Below are 20,495 nucleotides of genomic sequence, written 5' to 3'. Positions count from 1 at the left end.
ATGAAAGCTTCAGATGCAGTAGCAAAAGTACTTGCAGACAATAACGTCCTGTATGGTTTTGAGCTCATCGGTGGAATGATTACCCATCTGGTGGACAGCATTAATTTGCTAGGAAAAACCAAGTTGGTATCGATGCACCATGAGCAAGGCGCTGCCTTTGCTGCATCTGCTGTCGCACGTGCGACCGATCACAGGATCATGGGCGTGGCACTGGGTACAAGTGGACCCGGTGCCACCAACCTGATCACCGGAATTGCAGACTGCTGGCTGGACAGTCACCCGTGCCTGTTCCTGACCGGCCAGGTCAATACCCACGAACTTAAAGGCGACAGGCCCATACGTCAGCAGGGCTTCCAGGAGCTCGACAGCGTTGCCTTGGTGAGTAGCATCACCAAGTACGCTCATCTGGTCACCCATGTCGACGATCTGATCCCGTCACTTCTCAAGGCGATCACCATCGCCCGTGAAGGACGTCCAGGGCCCGTGCTCCTGGACATCCCTATGGACATCCAGCGCGCCGAGATCGATGAAGCGGCCCTGGACGCCCTGCTGGACACTTGGGCCCGTAATTCGGCGCCGTCCCCCGAAAAAAGCGACGCCTTCAGCCACGTCTGGACATTGCTGGAAAAGGCCGAACGCCCGGTATTCCTGATTGGCGGCGGCGCCGTCAACATCCCCGAGTTTACGCAATGGCTCAGTCTGGTCGATCAACTGGGTATCCCCCACGTCGCCAGCCTGAAAGGTGCGGAAAAGCTGAAGGCGGGCGAGAACTACCTGGGGATGCTGGGTGCCTATGGCACGCGTGCGGCGAATTACGCCGTACAGCATTCTGACCTGCTGGTGGTATTTGGCAGCCGTATGGACGTACGGCAGACCGGCGCCAAGCCGGAAACTTTTGCCCAGAATGCGCAAATCGTACAGTTTGATCTGGATCCGGCTCAGCTGGAGAACCGGGTCAAGGCTCAGCAGTCGTTCAATATCGGGCTGGATACGGTGTTTAACGGCTTCATCGAATGCGCACACAAGCTCCAACCGGCCCCCGCTGCCTGGCGTACACGTCTGCGGCAGGCCTTTGAGCAATCGTTCGTCGATGAATATGCAGGATGGGGCATCAGCCCGTTCGAGTTGTTCAAGTCGCTGAACGAGCTTACTGCAGACCGCGCGCTCGACTACGTGGCCGACGTGGGCAACAATCAAATGTGGGCAGCGCATACACTACGCCTCGGCGCTGGCCAATCCATGCACCATTCCGGTGGCTTGGGCACTATGGGTTTCGCCATTCCCGCTGCTGTCGGTGTGTGCTATGCCGGTGACAAACCAGTCATCGTCATCACCGGTGACGGTGGCGCGCAGCTCAACATCCAGGAACTCGACATCATTGCGCGGGATCAGTTGCCGATCCTGACGATTGTGATGAACAACCACTCACTCGGGATGGTTCGCGGCTTCCAGGAGATGTACTTTGAGGGCCGAAACTCCTCAACCTTCTGGAATGGATACACCCCGCAGTTCCAGGCCATTGGCGCAGCCTATGGCATCCACTCGCAAAGTGTTGTCGATATGCGCCAATTCAAGGCGGCAGTGACCGAGTTTCTCGCTCACAGCAAACCGATGCTGATCGAAGTGCTGATGCCTGATGCCCGGGAGTGCCGCCCTCGGCTGGAGTTTGGCCGCCCAATCCATGAGCAGTCGCCGCTTCTGGACCTTGATGCATGAAGATCGCAATACTTGGGGCAACCAGTCATATCGCCAAAGACCTCGTTGCGAGCCTCGCCAAGCAGGCCACTTATCAGTGCGACCTGTTTATGCGGGCTACAGCTCAACTCGATCCCGAAATTCGGGCTATTGCTGAGCAGAGTTCGTTCGCGCTACTCGACTACGCCAGATTCGATGACTCCCGTCATTTCGACGCAATCATCAATTTCGTAGGTGTTGGCGATCCGGCTCGTGCCATCCAGATGGGCAAGGATATCTTTACCGTCACCGAACAGTACGACAATCTCGCCCTGTCCTATCTACAACGGCATCCCGAGTGCAAGTACATCTACCTGAGCAGCGGCGCTGCATATGGTGCTAACTTCGAGGCGCCTGTGTCCGAAACCTCGAAGGCCGTGTTTGCAGCCAATGCACTCCAGCCCCAAGACTGGTACGGCGTAGCAAAATTTCAGACGGAGTGCCGCCATCGAGCACTACCTGCATTCGCTATCGTGGATGTCAGGGTGTTCAGCTATTTCAGCCATCGCCAGGCGCTTGACGCCCGCTTCTTCCTGAGCGACATCCTGCGCGCCTTGAAATCCGGCACGGTACTCGAAGTAGCTCCCGATGACATGGTCAGGGACTACCTCGCGCCTGCAGATTTCCTGCAACTGATAGACAGGATTCTGCAGTCGTCGCCTTGCAACGATGTGGTTGACTGCTACTCCTTGGCACCCATCGGCAAGTTCGACTTGCTTGAGGCTCTACGTGACCAGTTCGGTCTGCAATACACCGTCGTGGGTGACCAGGCAAAAGTCAACGCCACAGGCCCCAAGGCCAATTACTACTCACGCAATCGCAAGGCAGAAAGCCTGTTCGGCTATGTTCCCGGCGATTCTTCGTTGAGCGGCCTGCTGAGCGAGATCAGGCAGCACCTGAATGCCTGACAATAAAAAGGCGTCCCCGATGCTCCGAGATCTTTTCAAGGTGAAGTTGTTCAGATTCCTATTGGTAGGCTTGATGAATGCGGTGTTCGGCTATGGCTGTTTTGCCGCATTCCTTTACCTCGGCCTGCATTACAGCGCAGCGTTGTTCCTCGCCACAGTGCTGGGTATTGCCTTCAACTTCAAAAGTACCGGCGCCCTGGTTTTCGGCTCCAAAAACAACAAACTTATTTTCAGGTTCATCGCCGGCTACGGCCTTGTCTATTGCGCCAATGTCGCAGGCATCGCGGGGCTCAAACTTTTTGGTTTGGACCCCTATCTGGCCGGTATCGCCCTGATCCTGCCCATGGCCTTGCTCTCATTTTTTATTAATAACAGGTTCGTTTTCAACTATGCGTAAGCTCATCAGCATTGTGACACCCTGCTACAACGAAGAAGCCAATATTGATGAGCTCTATCAGCGCATCATTGGAGTCATGTCACGGCTTGACTATGATTACGAGCATATTTTTATCGACAACTGCTCTACAGACGGCAGTATCGCAAAGTTGCGTGAACTCGCTGCACAGGACAAACGGGTAAAACTCATCCTGAACGCCCGCAACTTCGGGCATATCCGCTCGCCTTACCACGCCCTGCTTCAAGCCAAGGGCGATGCGTGCGTACTCATTGCTTCTGACCTGCAAGACCCGCCGGAAATGATCGAAGAGTTCGTACACAAGTGGGAACAGGGCTTCAAGACGGTATTGGCCGTGAAGCCTGAAAGCGAAGAGTCTCGCATGATGTTCCTGTTGCGCCGCAGCTACTATCGGTTCATCACTCGAATCTCGGAGGTTCCGCTGGTCCAGAACGCCACCGGTGCGGGCCTGTTCGATCGCGTTGTGCTGGACATCCTGAAGAAAATCGATGATCCCTACCCGTACTTCAGGGGCCTGCTCTGCGAAATCGGCTTCCCCATCGCCACAGTGCCGTTCAAGCAACCACGACGCCAGCGAGGGATCACCAAGAACAATTTCTACACGCTGTATGACATCGCCATGCTTGGCATCACCAATCACTCCAAGGTGCCATTGCGCCTGATGGTGATGGGGGGTGGGCTACTGGCAGGACTCAGTCTGCTGACCGCATTCGGGTTTCTTGTGGCCAAACTGGTGTTCTGGAACTCGTTCCAAGTGGGCATCGCCCCAATGCTGATTTCTTTGTTCTTCTTCAGTTCGGTACAGATATTGTTTTTGGGCATGCTTGGGGAATACCTGGGGTCGGTGCACACCCAAATGCGCAACATGCCGTTGGTGGTTGAGTCTGAACGCGTAAATTTCGATTGATTTTATGGATGATTGGCAATCGTGACATCAAATAGTGCACCACTTGAAAAAGCTATATTAAGTTCGGAGTTACCACTGAGATCGTTGCAAGCAGTACTCCTGGAAAACTGGAAGCTAGCTCTTTCCGGCGCGGTCATATCCTTCTTTCTCGCCAGTATATTACTTACTGGCTGGCCAGGAGGGCTATGGCCCGACGTTTCCTACCCGTACTCATATCAAGGTGATAGCCTGTTCCACGCCTGGATGGCCAAAAGCGTTTCAGAAGGCTGGCTCTTTAATAACGCTAGAAGCGGATACCCATTTGGTTCAAACTTTATTGACTTTCCAGGCGCCGACGCCGGCAGCCACTTAATCATCAAAGTACTTTCTCTGCTTTCCGGCAGTAGCTTTGCTGCAACAAATCTATTTTTCTTGTTTAGCTTCCCAACCGCTTTTCTATCTGCTTTCTGCGTAATCCGGATCTTTGGCGTCTCGCGAGCCCTTTCATTTGTGGCCGCCTTACTTTTCACATTCATGCCGTTCCACTTTCAGCGCATTTCACACCTCTTCTATACTTGGTATTTCGTCGCCCCTATATTTTTCTATCTGGCATTTTCTGTTTTTCGTTCATCAAGCAACCAAGCTTTAAATACCCAAAATAGAAGACCTTGGGTCAAGTACGCACTTTTTATTCTCGCACTGCTTGCGATTTCCTCTTTCGGCGTGTACTACACGCTATTTGGCGTGATTCTAATTTTATTGGCAGGCACACTCAACCTCATCAAAACCAGAAAGCTTCTTGGGCTCAAGCGCGCGCTATTTATAGCAACCATCCTCGCCAGTGGTGTATTACTAAATATAAGCCCAAATTTAATGGGTAAACATGAGCAGGGCGAAAACTCGGAAGTAGCAAAACGCTCACCCGTAGAATCAGAAATTTACGCTCTCAAATTAATGCAACTCATACTCCCGAGAGCTGACCATCGAATATCCTCCATTGGGCAATATACTCAATCTTATAACGCTGGCTCTCCGCTGATAAACGAAAACACTACGTCAACCTTGGGCGTTGTGGGGTCTCTTGGGTTGCTGGCGTGTTTTCTTTACGTCCTGATTTCTCTTTCCGGAACTAAAACAGATCACCGTTTAACCTTTTTGGCTGCATCTACACTTGTTTTGTTTTTGTTTGCCACTACTGGCGGCCTGGGTGCACTCTTCGCTTTTACAATTTCACCCTCGATAAGAGGATGGAACAGGGCTAGTATTTTCATTGCTTTTGGCTGTGTTCTTGCCTTCTTTTTGGCGCTTCAATTATTTTTAGAGAAATTTTCTTCTAAGATTCGCACCCACTCATTACTTGCGGCGGCAATTATACTTATCGTTGGTATGTATGACCAAACGGCATCTCCATGCAAAGAGTGTAGAACGCCGCAAAAATTGGCATATGACAACGATAGGAACTTCGTAGCCGATATTGAGCGCTCGTTACCTGAAGGTGCTGCCATTTACCAGTTACCTTATATGCCATTTCCGGAAACACCACCCTTAAATCGGCTAGCTGATTACCAATTGGCCACCGGCTTTGTTCATTCAAAAAACCTTCATTGGAGCTATGGTGGAATGAAGGGCCGGGATGGCGACATGTATTATCGCTCCCTTGCAAATGAGCCGATGGAAAAGCAATTAGAGGTCGTAAAGCGCCTGGGCTTCAATGGCATTTATATTGATCGTCGCGGTTACTCGGACAATGCAAATGCACTGATAACAACCCTAACTACGCTGCTTGGCGCTCCTCCACTTCTAAACAGCTCGAATGGTGAACTCGTATTCTTCAGAATATCCTCGACTGAAGATACCAACTTGGTTGGCCTGAGCGCTAAGCAAATAATGGAGAAATCGGGCTACTATGCAGACCATCTGGGTCCGCGGTACTCAGCCAACTTACAAGAAGGCATAGTTTTTACCCGGCCAGGTTGGCCAGCGTTTATTCAAAATGCTTCTGGCTTCTCATCGCCAGAGCCATGGGGGCGCTGGTCTGAAGGTAATGCCCGCCTGGTTTTTACCTCGCCCCTACCTCAAAAGTTCACGCTGATTTTGACTGCACAAGCCTTCGGTCCTAATGCTGATAAACCTGCCAAAGTATTAATTGGCACTCAAGAGTACGAAATTAATCTTGGGGGCGCTGCGTCAGAGGTTCGCGTACAAGTGGATCTAATGCGCCAAACGACTGATACAATTTCATTCATACCATCAAAGCCAATATCCCCTAGGGCACTTGGTATCAATAGCGACAATCGTAAACTTGGAATTGGTTTCGTTTCGCTTCGATTGGAGCTATAGAGACTCACCACAGTGCTCAAACCAAGAGATTCAACTCAACATATCGAATAGTTGGGACTCGTCACAAAAAAATGCCCTGGCCAAAAACCAGGGCATTTTTTATTTTAAAACCCGTACTGAGATACTCAAAGGCGAACGCGTGAAGTTCGAAAATACTGGGTTCAGTTCTTTGCAACAAACCGAACCCAGCCGCCGCCTTTAACTCTTCATCGCTCTCCTGCACTTTTCTTAGCTTGGATTAGCTCGTCGAGTTCAAAGAATATTCACGCGCACTGTGAGGCCGCCTTGTTTATCTTTGGTTGGGAACATTGTGGAGCAAGCAAAGCACGTTTGAGTTGTTCGGCACTCTGTTTCCACGTGAGCCATGGCATGTTTACTGAAGCAATGGTTGAGCCATCACGATAGTCCTGTAACCACCGAGTAATTGCATCGGCCAAGCTCTGAGCACTGTCGCCCTCGAAGAACGCCGCATGCTCGCCGGCGACCTCTCTGAACACCGGCAGAGCGCGCGCCAGAATCGGCAGCTTATGTTGCGCGGCCTCAATCAGCGGCAACCCGAAGCCTTCACCTTGCGAAGCGGCCAGCAAGCAAGACGTGGCTGCATAGACTTTTTCCAGGTACTCATCGCTGATACCTTCAAGCCAGAACAGATGCTTGTTTAATTGCGGGTGGTTGCGCAAGCTCGCGCACAACGCATCAACCATCCAGCCTTGTTTGCCCACAATGACCAAGTTGACCTGCTCACCTTGGGCCCAAAGCAAATCGAAGGCCTGAAGCGTTTGGGCATGCCCTTTGCGAGGCTCAATGGTGCCCACCGACAAGAAACTCGGTACGCTGCGCAGGCATTCAAGCACCTGATCGGCGCCTTCCGCCAAGCCGTTGGACGGCATCGAAGCGGCCAAATCAGCGCCTAGGTGGAACCAACTCGTCTGCAAGGGAGAGGGAGACAAACGCGGTGCGCCATGGGCGGCAACCCAGCGCTGCAGGTCTGCAGCCACCGATGCGGAGATACATAGCGCTGCATCGGCCTTGGAAATCTCGTACAGCCAATTGGCATGACCTTCCTTGGTGCCTGCAGGAAAGTGCTCCTCGAACAGGATCGGGATCAGGTCATAGATTACAAAAGAAGTCCTCACCCCACGCTCGCGCATACGGGAGAAGACCCCGCACTTGCCCGCCTCGACAATAAACGAACCGCAGAAGTCCAAGCCGAGGAACTGATCGCCAGGTTGCATATCCACAGGCTCATCAAGTAACCAACCGGTCGGGCAGCTCATCAACGAGAGCATGAAGTTGCGCGCATAGCGCCAATGCCAAACACCCCCGCTATCGCTCAGATAAACCGGCTCAAACAGATAACCAGTAGGCGGCGATTCAATCAGAGCCAGCAGCAACGCCCTGACCACACGCTGAATACCGGTGCGCAAATCAACCCGGATCATGGCAGAGACGTCAACATATATGCGACGTAAGCCAGCGGCTGGTGCCTGGTTGAGTGCAATAGCCTTCGCCACCGCAACTATATCCAAGCGATCGCTAAAATCAGTGACTACATGCCCCACCGCCGACGTTAACGCCTGGTAACGGCTGTGATCGAGATAATGAGCTTCAATACTTTCGAAATAGCGCTGGGCGCAAGATGCAGGCGCATGGTCGCTGTGTACGTATGTGGAAGCCAGTCTCCCTAAGCTAGCGCGTACCGCAGGCTCGCTGCGGAGCCGTTCCAGGGCTTGAGTCAATTGCGCGTCGCTGAAATCGTCTTCCAGCTTGATCAACACGTCATCCGGCAGATCAGCCATGGCGCCATTGGCATTGATGACCGTGGCCAGACCGTAATTGAGGCAATCAAGCACAGCCGCTGAAGTCTCGCCGCGCGACAGTTCACGCAACTGCACACCAACGTCTGCAGCGGCCAGGTACAGTTCATAGGTTTGAGCGTCAGTCCAACCTACAATGCTCACGCTAGAAGATTGTCGACGTTTCTTTAGGTGGCGTTCGATGTCTTCGCCATAGGCTGACGCCTCGTTCTGGCCAACGAAGAACAACTTGCAGCTGCGGTCCTGGCGAAGCAACGCGGAGTCTTCCCACGCGGCCAATAACCGGTGATTGAGCTTGGTTTTACCCATAAAGCCAAAGCTACACACCACGAAGTCATCGCTGCTCAAGCCCAGGGCTGCACGGGCGCGCTCGCGGTCCAGGTTCACGGCTGGCACACGCAGGAGCGGGATCGTCGAGCAACGCGCTCTCTCACCGTACCATTGGCGCGCCAACGACTCGGAGTAAGTCGAATGCACGATCACTCCCAGCGCCTGATTAAAGATCCCCAGGCTACCCGGGTACTTGGACAAGGTGCTATGCACCCCGTCCTGATGGAAATCAGCCACCGCCTTGTAACCATGCCCCTGATACAGCTCTTTGATCCATAGATCGGATTTTATCCCGTGAACCTGGCAATACCACTGAACATCGCTCAGATAGAAGTCGTGCAAGACGACAACCCCGGCAATCTCATCGAGCAACTTAAACATATAGGCGTGCATCGGGTTATTACCGAAGTGGTAAAGAACCCGTTGGTAGCGCGTGGCGTTCTGGCGGAACCATTCCACCGAACGTACCTGACAGTTGGCCTGGACCCAGGGATCATCAACCTGAAGGTGATCGGTCACCACATCGATGTCGTAAAAGCGACTCAACTCGGGCAACAACTCTGCGCTGTATCCGGCGATGCCACTTTTTTGCGGTGGTAGCGGCGACACATAAGCCAACTTCTGGCGCAAACCAGTGGTGCTGACATGCCCCTGTTGCAAGGAGCCTCGCGCCAATAACGCCAAGACAGCGCTGGCGTCCTTCCGCAATGACGCTTCGTCGAAACCGAGCACCGGGCTAGCCGACAGAGCATTGATCTGGGCGACAGGTAAGCCCAGCGCCTGGCTGACGTATTGAGGATCCAGCGGCGGTGTCACCATTACCCGTTCCGCGCGCCGGATCTGCTGAACCTGCCGAGCCCAATACAAGCCCTCAGCCATCACCTCGCCTGTATGGGACTTACCCAAAGACTCCAACACGACGACAGTGCGTATGGACTGCTCCAAGACGCCAACCGTTAAAATCAACTCATTATCAGCACTGTCAAACACATAGGGTAGCAACAGCAAGTCAGGCTTGAGATCGGCCAGAAACGCTTCGCGGATCAACTCAGCGGCTTTCGACCGGCCGTCGTTATCCGGATGATGCCGACTCACCGGGCCTGGTGCCGACCACACATGAATGTTTTCAGACGGCAGAACCCCATGAAACTTCGCACGAATCGCTTCGATGGTCCCATCAATCAGTCCACTGAGGGCCAAGATGACCTCATGTTCACCCGACTGAAGAGCTAACGCGCATGCCAATTTGGTGATATAGCATGATGAATCGTGCCGAGAGAGACGGGCTTGAGCGCCCTGCATATCTACTACAATACGCATCAGCGCAGATCCTTCTGTTCAATAGTCTTTTTCAGATCGTAATACACTTGGCGAGCACCCACCGACAGGCCTTCCAGGTGCTGCGGTACTTCACTGTTCGGCATTTCTTCGCGAGGGACAGATGCGTTGACCAATAGCCCGCGGTTATAGGCGAAACGCTTGAGGGTTTCATACAAACGGGGGAAACGTTTGAGAGTGTTATTGATACGCCGACGCAAAGCCGGATGCCCGAGGGTATGGCGCAGCCCCGAGAGCACGATTCGACGAACCCCGTTCTTGACCAACCGGGTAAATCCACTGATCACCCGGCGCACTGCTCTTGCGAACCAGCGCAACGGCGCAGTAAGGCGCCAGGACGTGCTGCTCATCATCGCCTGCACGCGACTGTTATCAGCGCAACTTTGTAGCCAGATTTCGTGAGCCTTGGTCAGTGCCTCATCGCGCTGCTGACGGGTCTGCTGCAACTCCGCATCCAGTTCGGCATGCTGGCGCTGTAACTCGGCTTCCAGTTCAACAATCCGGTGCGGCATCCTGGCTTCCAGTTCGGCACTCTGACGCTGCAACTCGGCTGCCTGCTCGACATTCTGGCGCTGCGATACGGCTTCCAGTTCGACACTCTGGCGCTGCAACTCAAGTGCTCGCTCGACACTCTGGCGCTGCAATTCGGCTGACAGTTCGACACTCTGACGCTGCAACTCAGCCGACAATTCAACACTCTGGCGCTGTAACTCGGCTGACACGTCGGCAACCTGATTCTGTATTTCCTGCATACGCTCAATTTGCTGCAGGCTAGTGTCTTCGAACGTTGCCCGGAAGCGACGCTCCATGTGTTGCTCATAACGCTCTGCCAAGGCCTCCAGACTCAAACCGTAGTTACGGGCAAAGTAAGGATCGAAAGCCGCCAACTGTTCGGCACCCGCGGCCTTCTGCGCAATAATCGCGTAATCCGGGCTCACCCCGCTCAACACTTCCATTAAGGTCAATTGCGGTACGTCATGCAGTTCAGGTGATTCCTGGAGACGGACCAATTTGGAGCGCGCGAACCCCGTGTACTCGGTTAAAAAGCTGAGTAACAAATGGGGAATGGGTTTTTCGTGCGTCGGGTCGAGGTAGAAATAATTAGTGCCGACCGCCAGGTTTTCCGGATTCGGCGTTTCCATGATCAACAGCCCCGCCGGCTTGAGCACTCGCAGCGCCTCACGGACTAATTGCTGCAAACTGGCAAACGGTATGTGTTCAATCAAATGGAACGCCGACACTACCACTTGACTCTCGTCGTCCAGCGCAGCCAGTGCAGCCAATGCGTCGCCATGTTCGGCAGGCAAGTCGAGTGCCTGGCATGCTTGCAACATGCCATCGTCGAAATCTATACCACGGGCCAGAAAGCCATGCGACTGGGTTAACTCCAGCCACTCGCCACGGCCACAACCCAAATCAAGCACCGGACACTGCGGGTACAAAGATTTGAGGGGATTGATAAAGGGCAGGTAGATCTCTTGACGCTCCCTGATCAAGTCGCGGCTACCACGATGGATATCTTCAAACGCCCGGTAAAAATTCGTACTCATCTGTTATTTTCCACTGTTGGCGGTAACCAGGCCAGGCCGACAAATTCCGTTTTAGCGACATTGACCACATTGAATACCAGTGCCAAGTCCTGCCACTCGAAGTTACAGGCAATATGATTCTCGGCGGTATGAAGCGCAACCGCCACCGAATACGAGCCCACTCCCAAATTGGCCTCAAAGCCGAAGCTGTATTGCATTGCTTGACCCGCCGCCAGACTTTCCAGCTTGCAGCCCAAGTGGTAAGTGTTAGTGCCAAAGATCGTCTGACCCAAACGATCTTTGAGCATGTAACCCGTTACTAACTCGGGAATATCGCTGTTGATCTGTACATCGATTTTCAAGCTGACACGTTCACCAACTTGTACGTACTCGATCGGCTCACCCAGGCTATTGTGCAGGCTTACCGAACGTATGCTTGCCTCGCCGGAGCCGGAGCGGGTTTGCACGCTGCCATCTTCGCGCTGGACAACTGTAACAGTGGAGTTTTCCTTGGCCGCGATAATAGCGTTGTAGTAATCCATTACCTCTTCCGGTGCGCCATCCTTGAGCACCGTACCGCGCTCGAGGAGGATTGCCCGACTGCATAACGACTGGATCGAACCTCGATCGTGGGACACGATCAACAACGTCGTGCCCTGACGCTGAAACTCGCGAATACGCTCAAAGCTTTTGTGCTGGAAGTAACTGTCACCCACTGCCAAGGCTTCATCGACGATCAGGATGTCCGGACGAAACGCTGTCGCCACGGCAAATGCCACGCGCATCTGCATACCGCTCGAGTAAGTGCGCACAGCTTGGTCGAAGTATTCGCCAATCTCGGCAAAGGCTTCTATTTCAGGCATGGCCTGACGGATCTGCTCAGTGCCAAAGCCCATCAAACCGGCGGCGTGATACACATTCTGGCGACCGGTCAAATCAGGTGTAAACCCCATGCCCAACTCGAGAATGGCAGCGATACGGCCGTTAACCTGAACGCTACCCTCCGTGGGTTGCAAGGTTCCTGTAATCATCTTCAGCAGCGTAGATTTTCCCGCACCGTTTTGGCCAACGATACCGATGGCTTCTCCCGGCCCTATGGAAAAGTTGATGTGCTTGAGCACCCAATGCTCTTCAGTGGGTTTGGTAGGAAGCCCAAACCAACGGCCAATGCGCTGAAACTCAGAGGCGTAGACGCGATAAGCCTTGCCCAGGTTACTTACGTTCAGCAGGCTCATAACACGTCCACCATTTCCGGTGCGGCGCGACGGAACATAAAAAGCCCCAATAGCATCAAGCCCAAGGCAATAACGGCGGTTACTGCAACTTGCTGGATATCGGGGGTTTTGGCGTAGACCAAAATGTCATGGTAAGCGCTGACGATAGGGAACATGGGATTCATGTCCATGTAGTTTCTGAAATCTTCAGGAATAATATTGACCGGGTAAACCACAGGGGTGAACCAGAACCAGACTTGCAGCAGGATGGGTACTACTTGACCTACATCTCGAACGAAGACGTTCAGAACGCCGAGAATCAAGCCGATGCCCACAGCCAGAGCAGTGACGATAACCGTCAACGGGATGAGCCATAGCATTTGAAGGTGCGGCCATTGACCTAACAGCGCAAACACCACCAACAGCGCAACAAACAGCAACAGGTAATTGAGCAGGCTCGATCCCACGACAATAACAGGCAGGGTAATACGCGGAAAGCGCATCTTTTTCATGAGGTTGCCTTGGTCGATGAACAAGGACAGGCAACGCCCGATGATCTCCGAAAACAGGCTCCATGCCAGCATGCCTGCCATCAGGTAGAGGGCGTAAGCGTACTTGTTATCAATCCCGGGCAGCTTTGCTGCCAACACATTGGAGAGCACCAGTGCATAAATGGCGACTTGAGCCAGTGGATTGATGATCATCCACAAGCCACCTAAACGACTACGAGCGAAACGGGCAGAAAATTCATTATGGATTGATGAAAAAACGAAGCCCCGATAATCCCAAAGGCTTTTGAACAACTCCAACATTCCTGACTCCTGTTGAAAGTGAAGCCAAGTTACTTCACTCCTTGCATTAGACTTAAGATCACCAATTCCATGGCGAATTTCTTTGAGGTTCTGTAGCGCCTCCGTTGAAGCAGGCGGGAACTTCACCGGAGGCCGGATCGAGAAGCAGTTTCCGGGCCCCACCTTATCCCTGGATCAAACCGGCTATTTCCGCTACATGGCGCACAACCAGCTCTTCATCGGCACGACTCTCCACATTCAACCGTAGCAATGGTTCCGTATTGGAACCCCGCAGGCTGAAGCGCCAATCGCCAAACTCAAGGCTGATCCCGTCTGTTTCATCGATGACCGGGTTGCGCGGCAGATAGTGTTCACGCACCTTGCTTAAGGTCTCGTTCACATCTGCCACACGATAGTTAATTTCGCCACTGCAAGGAAACGCCTGGATTCGTTTCGCGACCAACTGGGCAAGCGTTTCTCCCGTTTCGCAAATCAACGCCGCTACCAACAACCACGGAATCATGCCGCTGTCGCAATAGGCAAAATCCCTGAAGTAGTGGTGAGCGCTCATCTCCCCACCATACACAGCGTCTTCCTCGCGCATGCGCTCCTTGATGAACGCGTGCCCGGTTTTGCTCTGAACGGCAATACCACCCGCCTGCTCGACCTGTTCGATGGTGTTCCAAGTGAGACGCGGGTCGTGGATGATCTTGCTGCCCGGGTGTTGTTTGAGCAGCATTTCGGCCAGCAGGCCAACTAAGTAATAGCCTTCGATGAACCGACCGTCGGCATCGAAGAAGAAGCATCGATCGAAGTCACCATCCCAGGCCAGCCCCATATCGCACTGATTGGCCAGTAGCGCCTGACGAGTCAGTTCGCGATTCTCGGGCAGCAGCGGATTGGGTACGCCGTTCGGAAAGTGACCATCAGGCAATTCGTTGATGAAAACCCACTGCAGTGGCAACCGCGCAGCAAGCGCTTGCAGCACGGGGCCGGCAGCACCGTTTCCCGGGTCAGCGAGGATCTTGAGGGGTTTCAAGGCGCTGACGTCGACGTAGGTGAGCAAATGGTCGATGTAAGCAGTCTTGTCGAACGCTTGGCGAACCGTGCCTTTTTCTGCCGCGACGGTGCCCAGATCACCCTGATCGACACGCAGACGGATGGCGTCGAGGCCAGTGTCGCCACTGATCGGGCGAGATTGCGCCTTGACCAGTTTCATGCCGTTGTAACCTTTGGGGTTGTGACTGGCGGTAATCATCACGCCGCCGTCGACCTTGTAGTGACTGGTGGCGAAGTAGACCTCCTCAGTGCCGCAAAGTCCGATGTCGATCACGTCGGCCCCCGCCTCAGTGATGCCGCGCATCAGCGCTGCCGCCAGGGGTGGGCTTTCGAGCCTCATATCCTGGCCAACCACGAAGGTTTTCCCTTGCAATTCGGCCACGAGTGCTCGCCCTATGCGATAGGCGATATCTTCGTTGAGTTGAGCGGGAACTTGGCCACGAATGTCATAGGCCTTGAAGCATTGCGTCACGATAGGAGGATACATACTGCTCACTAACTGAAAAGTCCGAAGCCGCCCGGAGGCGGCAACGGCAAGAATGGTTCGCCAAGGCTGGATGCCGCCGGCGCGCAGACCCGTAAGACGGGGAGCTCGTTCGGGCTCAGTATCGTTACTTATCGACGCGCCCGTAATTGTCTTCGAAACGCACGATGTCATCCTCACCCAGATAGTCACCGCTCTGCACTTCGATCAGCACCAGATCGATAACACCCGGATTCATCAAACGGTGCTGGTGACCAGCGCGAATAAATGTCGACTCGTTGGTATTCAACATCAGCTCCCTCTGATCGTTGACGACCACCGCCATCCCGCTGACAACGATCCAGTGTTCGCTTCTGTGGTGATGCATTTGCAAGGACAGAGAGGCCTTCGGTTTCACCACAATGCGCTTGATCTTGAAGCGCTCACCATTTTCCAGTGTTGTGTAGGTGCCCCAAGGGCGATGCACCGTTCGGTGGAGCAAATGAACTGTATGACTGCAGGCCTTGAGCTGATTGACGATATGTTTTACGTCTTGAGCGTGATCTTTGTGAGCAATCATCACCGCATCCGGGGTGTCGATCACCAGCAAGTCTTCGACTCCCACCAAGGCAGTGAGTCGGCCCTCGCTGTTTACGTAGTTGTTGCGTGACGCATGGGACAGCACTTCACCTTCAAAGCGGTTGCCGTTCTCGTCAGGCTCGGTCAGCTCACTAACGGCATTCCAGGAACCGATGTCGCTCCAGCCGATGTCACAGGGAACCGTCGCTACTTTGGCGGAACGTTCCATCAACGCGTAATCGATGGAAATGTCTGGTACCTCAGCGAATGCATCAGCATCGAGTGCAAGGCAACGGTACTTGGCAGAAGAAGTTAGACGCGACTTTTCAATCGTACGGCTGACGGCTTCTACTACGTCCGGTGCATGTTGACGAAGCTCTTCGAGGACAGTGCCCACCCGGAAACAGAACATTCCGGAGTTCCAGTAGTAGTTGCCTGCGCTAACGTACGATTGAGCAGTATCAAGATTGGGCTTTTCGACAAAGCGCGCTACTTTCAGACCGCCCTTCAGTGGAGCAGATTTTTGCGCTTCAATGTAGCCAAAACCAGTTTCAGGATATGTAGGCTGGATCCCGAAGGTTACCAGCCAGCCGTCGGCGGCAAGTGTCATGGCACTGGATACGGCGTCTGCAAAGGCTTTTTCGTCTTTGATCAGATGGTCTGCGGCCAGAACCAGCATCTGGGCGTCGGGGCCATGCGTGGACTCCAGCTGAAGCGCGGCGGCAGCCACGGCCGCCGCGGTGTTGCGGCCAAAAGGCTCAAGAATGAAGCCTTGAGCGTGCTTCGCTGCATTGACCGCACTGTACTCGTCTTCTGTCTTGAACAGGAGTTCCCGATTGGTCACTGTGAGAACTTCGACAACGCCTTCCAGGCGGGACGCCCGAAGGAATGTTTTCTGGATTAGATTCTGGCCGTCTGGTAGCTCCATGAACGGCTTTGGATGGGCTTCTCGAGAAACAGGCCACAACCGGCTGCCCACTCCGCCAGACAAAATTACGGGAATCAGTTCCATGCTCTAAATCCTTAATCCCCCTTCTGGCAAATACATCCAGGAAGTGGGGCTGAGTTATTTTTCCGGTCATTCCTGCATCATCTTGATGCAAATTCTTCTTGAAGCTGCGCGCATGATGACGGCTCAGCTTCGATCCAGGCCTTCTAGCTTGATGCCTGACATCGCTCTAATTAGCCTGCTTCAGAATTCATCCGACGCCCTGCCTTTAACACTGTGTATTGGAGGCAATCTAGACAATGCTGTCTCCTTTGGAAAGGAAAAGCGGATCATTGGAGGTTTGAAATGCAATGCGGAGCAGGATCAGATAATTCTACCGACCATTCTACCGCTAGCACCGGTAATAGATAACGGGGGCGGAAGGCCGCAGATAAAAAAAAACGTTAAAAAACAAACAAGTGTTTAATTAAACGCCATCAAAATAACATCAACCATCCGCAGCGATCAATTCTCAGCGGCCAGGTGCATCCAAAAGCTTCTTCAAGTACTGCCCATACCCAGTCTTTCCAAGTCTTTCTGCCTGAGCGGACAACTGAGCTGTAGAAATCCACCCGCTGTTGTAAGCGATCTCTTCAAGGCACGCGACTTTAAATCCCTGACGTTTCTCGATGGTGTGTACGAAATGGCTAGCCTCAAGCAGCGACTCGTGAGTACCAGTGTCCAACCAAGCGAAGCCACGACCAAGGATTTCGACGCTCAGCTCATTCCCTTCAAGATAGGCGCGGTTAATATCTGTAATTTCCAGCTCGCCGCGCGCGGACGGTTTGATGCCCTTGGCGATCTCTACAACCTTATTGTCGTAGAAGTAAAGGCCGGTCACCACGTAGTTGGATTTGGGTTTCTGCGGTTTCTCTTCAATACTCAGCGCCCGACCGGCAGCATCGAATTCCACCACGCCGAAGCGCTCAGGGTCAGAAACGTGATATCCGAAAACTGTAGCTCCCTGCTTTTGAATGCTGGCGGAACGCAGGTTTTCCGAAAAACTTTGACCATAAAAAATGTTGTCGCCCAGGATCAGACAGCAAGGATCGTCGCCGATGAACTCTTCACCAATGATGAATGCTTGCGCGAGACCATCAGGGCTAGGCTGCTCGGCATAAGTCAGCTTAATACCGTACAAGCTGCCGTCTCCAAGCAGCTTGCGAAAACACGGTAAATCTTCGGGAGTGGAAATGATCAGGATCTCTCGCATCCCCGCAAGCATCAGCACCGACAATGGATAAAAGATCATCGGCTTGTCGTATATCGGTAGCATCTGCTTGGATACGCCAAGGGTCAACGGATGCAGTCGGGTGCCTGAACCACCGGCGAGAATGATGCCTTTACGATTTTTTGTGGTCATTTATTCAGGACTTCCCTAAGCATTCGAGTTACGCCACTTTGCCAATCCGGCAAGTGTAGATAAAAATTTTCGCATAGCTTGCGAGTATTCAAACGAGAGTTCAAAGGACGGCGCGCGGGCGTGGGATACGCTGATGTTTCGATCGGGTTGATCGCCGTTACAGCAAGGGACTCGCCATGAGCCCGGGCGAATTCGATCACATGGGTAGCGTAGCCATGCCAAGACACCTCGCCACTGGCAGCCAGGTTATAAATTCCTGACAACTCGGTGCGCCTCATGACTTGCGCAATAGCGAGCGCTGTCACATCAGCGATCAAGTCCGCCCCGGTCGGCGCGCCGATCTGATCAGCGATTACGCTCAGCGTTTCTCGTTCCTTGGCTAAACGCAGCATGGTCTTGGCGAAATTGTTACCGCGCGCTGCGTAAACCCAGCTCGTGCGGAAGATCAAATGCTTGCAGCCCGACGCGATAATTGCCTGCTCGCCCAAGAGCTTACTGGCGCCGTAGTGATTCACCGGAGCGACTGCATCTGCCTCTTGCCATGGCGTTGATCCCTGGCCACTGAAGACATAGTCGGTCGAATAGTGAATCAGCCAGGCATCCAACGAAGCAGCTTCCTCGGCCATTACTCGAGTTGCCTGACCATTCACACGATCGGCCAGTTCAGGCTCGGACTCCGCCTTATCGACGGAGGTATAGGCCGCAGCATTGACGATTACGTCAGGTGCGACTTGACGGATAGTTGCGCGCAGCGCTTCTAAATCAGTCAGATCGCCGCATAAGCCATTAGCTGAATTCCGATCCAGGGCAATCAACTCACCCAGTGGAGCCAAAGAGCGCTGAAGCTCCCACCCCACCTGTCCATTTTTTCCAAGCAGGAGGATTTTCATGCCTTGCCCGAGCGATCCGCGTAGTTCTTGTCGATCCATTGCTGGTAGCTGCCACTCTTCACGTGAGCCACCCATTCAGTATTGTTGAGGTACCATTCAACAGTCTTGCGGATACCGGTTTCAAAGGTTTCTTCCGGCACCCAACCCAGCTCACTCTGGATTTTTCTCGCATCAATCGCGTAGCGCTGATCATGGCCTGGCCGGTCTTGAACGTATGTAATCAAGCTGGAGTGGGGTCGGTGAGGTGAGCCCGGTCGCAGTTCATCAAGTAACGCACACAGGGTATGCACTACTTCAATGTTTTGCTTTTCGTTATGACCGCCGATGTTGTACGTCTCGCCGATAACACCCTTTGTCACCACCTTGTATAACGCACGAGCGTGATCTTCGACATAGAGCCAATCACGAACCTGATTTCCCTTGCCATATACCGGTAGTGATTTGCCTTCCAGCGCATTGAGAATAATCAGTGGAATCAACTTCTCTGGGAAATGGCATGGCCCATAATTGTTCGAGCAGTTGGTGACCAGGGTCGGCAACCCGTAAGTACGAGTCCAAGCACGGACCAGGTGATCTGAGCTGGCTTTACTTGCCGAGTACGGTGAGCTCGGCTGATACGGCGTTGTCTCGGTGAAGAGATCTTCGGGCCCCTCGAGGTCTCCGTAAACTTCGTCAGTCGAAATATGATGGAAGCGGAAGTTGGATTTACGCGCATCGTCCATCGCAGCCCAGTAATGGCGCGCAGCCTCCAGCAAGGTATAGGTACCGATGATGTTGGTCTGGATGAATTCAGATGGCCCGGAGATCGAGCGATCAACATGAGACTCTGCGGCCAGATGCATGATCGCGTCCGGTTGATGCTCACTCAGAACACGGTCTATCTGGTTGCGGTCGCAGATATCCACACGCTCGAATACATAGCGCGAGCTCCGGCTAACTTCGGCCAGTGACTCGAGATTTCCCGCATAAGTAAGCTTATCGACGTTAACGACAGAATCATCAGTGCTGGAGATGATATGACGAATGACTGCCGAGCCAATGAATCCCGCACCACCGGTTACCAGAATTTTCACGCGAATTCATACCCTTGAGGTGCTGACAGGGCCGCCAACCGAGCACTGCCTAATCCATGAATACAATAGTCTGCCAGACTGATCCGTCTCGATGTGGGAATTTGCCACTATCGAACGACGGCCGCAGTTTACAGCTAAATGAACGTTTTACTAATGGATAGAGAAAGCCGATGGCGCAAATTTGATATTCGTCTCGTACCCGACACCTCAGACGAGACGCTTGCGTGAAACCCTGGACGAGCGCCCCAGAAACCAGCCAAGTATCGGCCCGATCACCATACCGATCAATAGCGCGAGAACCATCACCAGAGAGACTGGCAATTGCGGCCCGGCCCAACCGAGAAACAACAGAGAAACCGATTGTTGATTTTCGAGAACGAACGCGAGAATCGCCAGTACCAGTACAAGCACGAAGACCCCAAGAAGCACTCGCTTGAGATTACGCATGAGCTACACCTTGATGATCGGCGATAGTCAAAGCCCTTCCTCCTCATCCTCGTTCACACGATCACGCAATTCTTTACCCGGCTTAAAGTGCGGTACGAACTTACCGTCGAGGCTGACGGACTGGCCGGTTTTTGGATTGCGACCTACGCGCGGCGCGCGGTAGTGCAAGGAGAAGCTGCCGAACCCACGAATCTCGATGCGATCACCGGTGGCCAGGCATTGGGACATTTGTTCGAGCATGGTCTTGATGGCCAGCTCCACATCCTTGGATGAGAGCAGCCCTTGATGGGTGACAATTCGTTCGATCAACTCCGACTTCGTCATATTTTTC

16 protein-coding genes are annotated in these 20,495 nt (G+C 53.3%); 5 read left to right on the top strand and 11 right to left on the bottom strand.

Annotation, left to right across the window (positions count from 1 at the left end; genetic code table 11):
• The 5 genes from KGB21_RS15035 to KGB21_RS15015 all read left to right on the top strand — a co-directional run bounded on the left by KGB21_RS15035 (position 1) and on the right by KGB21_RS15015 (position 6,283).
• The gene (locus tag KGB21_RS15035) at positions 1 to 1,716 is read left to right on the top strand and encodes a thiamine pyrophosphate-binding protein (RefSeq protein ID WP_223505547.1); all 1,716 of its coding nucleotides are present in this window, start codon (positions 1 to 3) and stop codon (positions 1,714 to 1,716) included.
• Positions 1,713 to 2,642, top strand: coding sequence for an NAD-dependent epimerase/dehydratase family protein (locus KGB21_RS15030; protein WP_223505546.1), 930 nt, complete (start codon positions 1,713 to 1,715; stop codon positions 2,640 to 2,642). Before KGB21_RS15035 ends, KGB21_RS15030 begins: the two co-directional genes overlap by 4 nt.
• On the top strand, positions 2,635 to 3,039 hold the full coding sequence (locus KGB21_RS15025) for a GtrA family protein (RefSeq protein WP_223505545.1): 405 nt from the start codon (positions 2,635 to 2,637) through the stop codon (positions 3,037 to 3,039). The genes KGB21_RS15030 and KGB21_RS15025 overlap by 8 nt, the downstream gene beginning before the upstream one ends.
• Positions 3,032 to 3,964 carry a glycosyltransferase family 2 protein gene (locus tag KGB21_RS15020; RefSeq protein ID WP_223505544.1) on the top strand — a complete coding sequence of 311 codons (933 nt, stop codon included), beginning with the start codon at positions 3,032 to 3,034 and terminating at the stop codon, positions 3,962 to 3,964. The genes KGB21_RS15025 and KGB21_RS15020 overlap by 8 nt, the downstream gene beginning before the upstream one ends.
• Positions 3,965 to 4,048: 84 nt before the next feature.
• Positions 4,049 to 6,283 (top strand): DUF7024 domain-containing protein, encoded by a 2,235-nt coding sequence (locus KGB21_RS15015; RefSeq protein ID WP_223505543.1) that lies wholly within the window; start codon positions 4,049 to 4,051, stop codon positions 6,281 to 6,283.
• A 263-nt stretch (positions 6,284 to 6,546) separates the two neighbouring features.
• Here KGB21_RS15015 and KGB21_RS15010 read toward each other — a convergent pair whose 3' ends face one another.
• The 11 genes from KGB21_RS15010 to ihfB all read right to left on the bottom strand — a co-directional run bounded on the left by KGB21_RS15010 (position 6,547) and on the right by ihfB (position 20,488).
• Positions 6,547 to 9,750: a glycosyltransferase gene (locus tag KGB21_RS15010; protein ID WP_223505542.1), complete on the bottom strand. Its 3,204-nt coding sequence runs from the start codon at positions 9,748 to 9,750 to the stop codon at positions 6,547 to 6,549.
• The gene (locus KGB21_RS15005) at positions 9,750 to 11,318 is read right to left on the bottom strand and encodes a class I SAM-dependent methyltransferase (protein ID WP_223505541.1); all 1,569 of its coding nucleotides are present in this window, start codon (positions 11,316 to 11,318) and stop codon (positions 9,750 to 9,752) included. The genes KGB21_RS15010 and KGB21_RS15005 overlap by 1 nt, the downstream gene beginning before the upstream one ends.
• Complete coding sequence (locus KGB21_RS15000) at positions 11,315 to 12,532, bottom strand: ABC transporter ATP-binding protein (RefSeq protein WP_223505540.1); 1,218 nt, start codon at positions 12,530 to 12,532, stop codon at positions 11,315 to 11,317. The genes KGB21_RS15005 and KGB21_RS15000 overlap by 4 nt, the downstream gene beginning before the upstream one ends.
• On the bottom strand, positions 12,529 to 13,323 hold the full coding sequence (locus tag KGB21_RS14995) for an ABC transporter permease (protein ID WP_223505539.1): 795 nt from the start codon (positions 13,321 to 13,323) through the stop codon (positions 12,529 to 12,531). Before KGB21_RS14995 ends, KGB21_RS15000 begins: the two co-directional genes overlap by 4 nt.
• 163 nt (positions 13,324 to 13,486) lie before the next feature.
• A complete protein-coding gene (locus KGB21_RS14990) occupies positions 13,487 to 14,848 on the bottom strand; it encodes a phosphomannomutase (RefSeq protein ID WP_263386227.1) in 1,362 nt (453 codons plus the stop codon).
• Between the two features lie 124 nt (positions 14,849 to 14,972).
• Entirely contained in the window at positions 14,973 to 16,415 is a 1,443-nt protein-coding gene (locus KGB21_RS14985; protein WP_223505538.1) for a mannose-1-phosphate guanylyltransferase/mannose-6-phosphate isomerase, read from the bottom strand.
• 448 nt (positions 16,416 to 16,863) lie between these two features.
• Positions 16,864 to 17,754 (bottom strand): glucose-1-phosphate thymidylyltransferase RfbA, encoded by an 891-nt coding sequence (gene rfbA, locus KGB21_RS14980; protein ID WP_223505537.1) that lies wholly within the window; start codon positions 17,752 to 17,754, stop codon positions 16,864 to 16,866.
• Entirely contained in the window at positions 17,751 to 18,644 is an 894-nt protein-coding gene (gene rfbD, locus KGB21_RS14975; RefSeq protein ID WP_223505536.1) for a dTDP-4-dehydrorhamnose reductase, read from the bottom strand. The genes rfbA and rfbD overlap by 4 nt, the downstream gene beginning before the upstream one ends.
• Positions 18,641 to 19,717, bottom strand: coding sequence for a dTDP-glucose 4,6-dehydratase (gene rfbB / locus KGB21_RS14970; protein WP_223505535.1), 1,077 nt, complete (start codon positions 19,715 to 19,717; stop codon positions 18,641 to 18,643). The genes rfbD and rfbB overlap by 4 nt, the downstream gene beginning before the upstream one ends.
• Positions 19,718 to 19,924: 207 nt before the next feature.
• The gene (locus KGB21_RS14965; protein ID WP_223505534.1) at positions 19,925 to 20,164 is read right to left on the bottom strand and encodes a LapA family protein; all 240 of its coding nucleotides are present in this window, start codon (positions 20,162 to 20,164) and stop codon (positions 19,925 to 19,927) included.
• A 27-nt stretch (positions 20,165 to 20,191) separates the two neighbouring features.
• Positions 20,192 to 20,488, bottom strand: coding sequence for an integration host factor subunit beta (gene ihfB, locus KGB21_RS14960; protein ID WP_003369729.1), 297 nt, complete (start codon positions 20,486 to 20,488; stop codon positions 20,192 to 20,194).
• Between the last annotated feature and the right edge of the window lie 7 nt (positions 20,489 to 20,495).

Origin of the sequence: Pseudomonas sp. GL-RE-29, from assembly GCF_019947275.1 — a bacterium.
Classification (GTDB): Bacteria; Pseudomonadota; Gammaproteobacteria; order Pseudomonadales; family Pseudomonadaceae; genus Aquipseudomonas; species Aquipseudomonas fluorescens_A.
The sequence above is the reverse complement of the archived record's forward strand: the minus strand, read 5'-3'. Positions and strand labels throughout refer to the sequence as shown.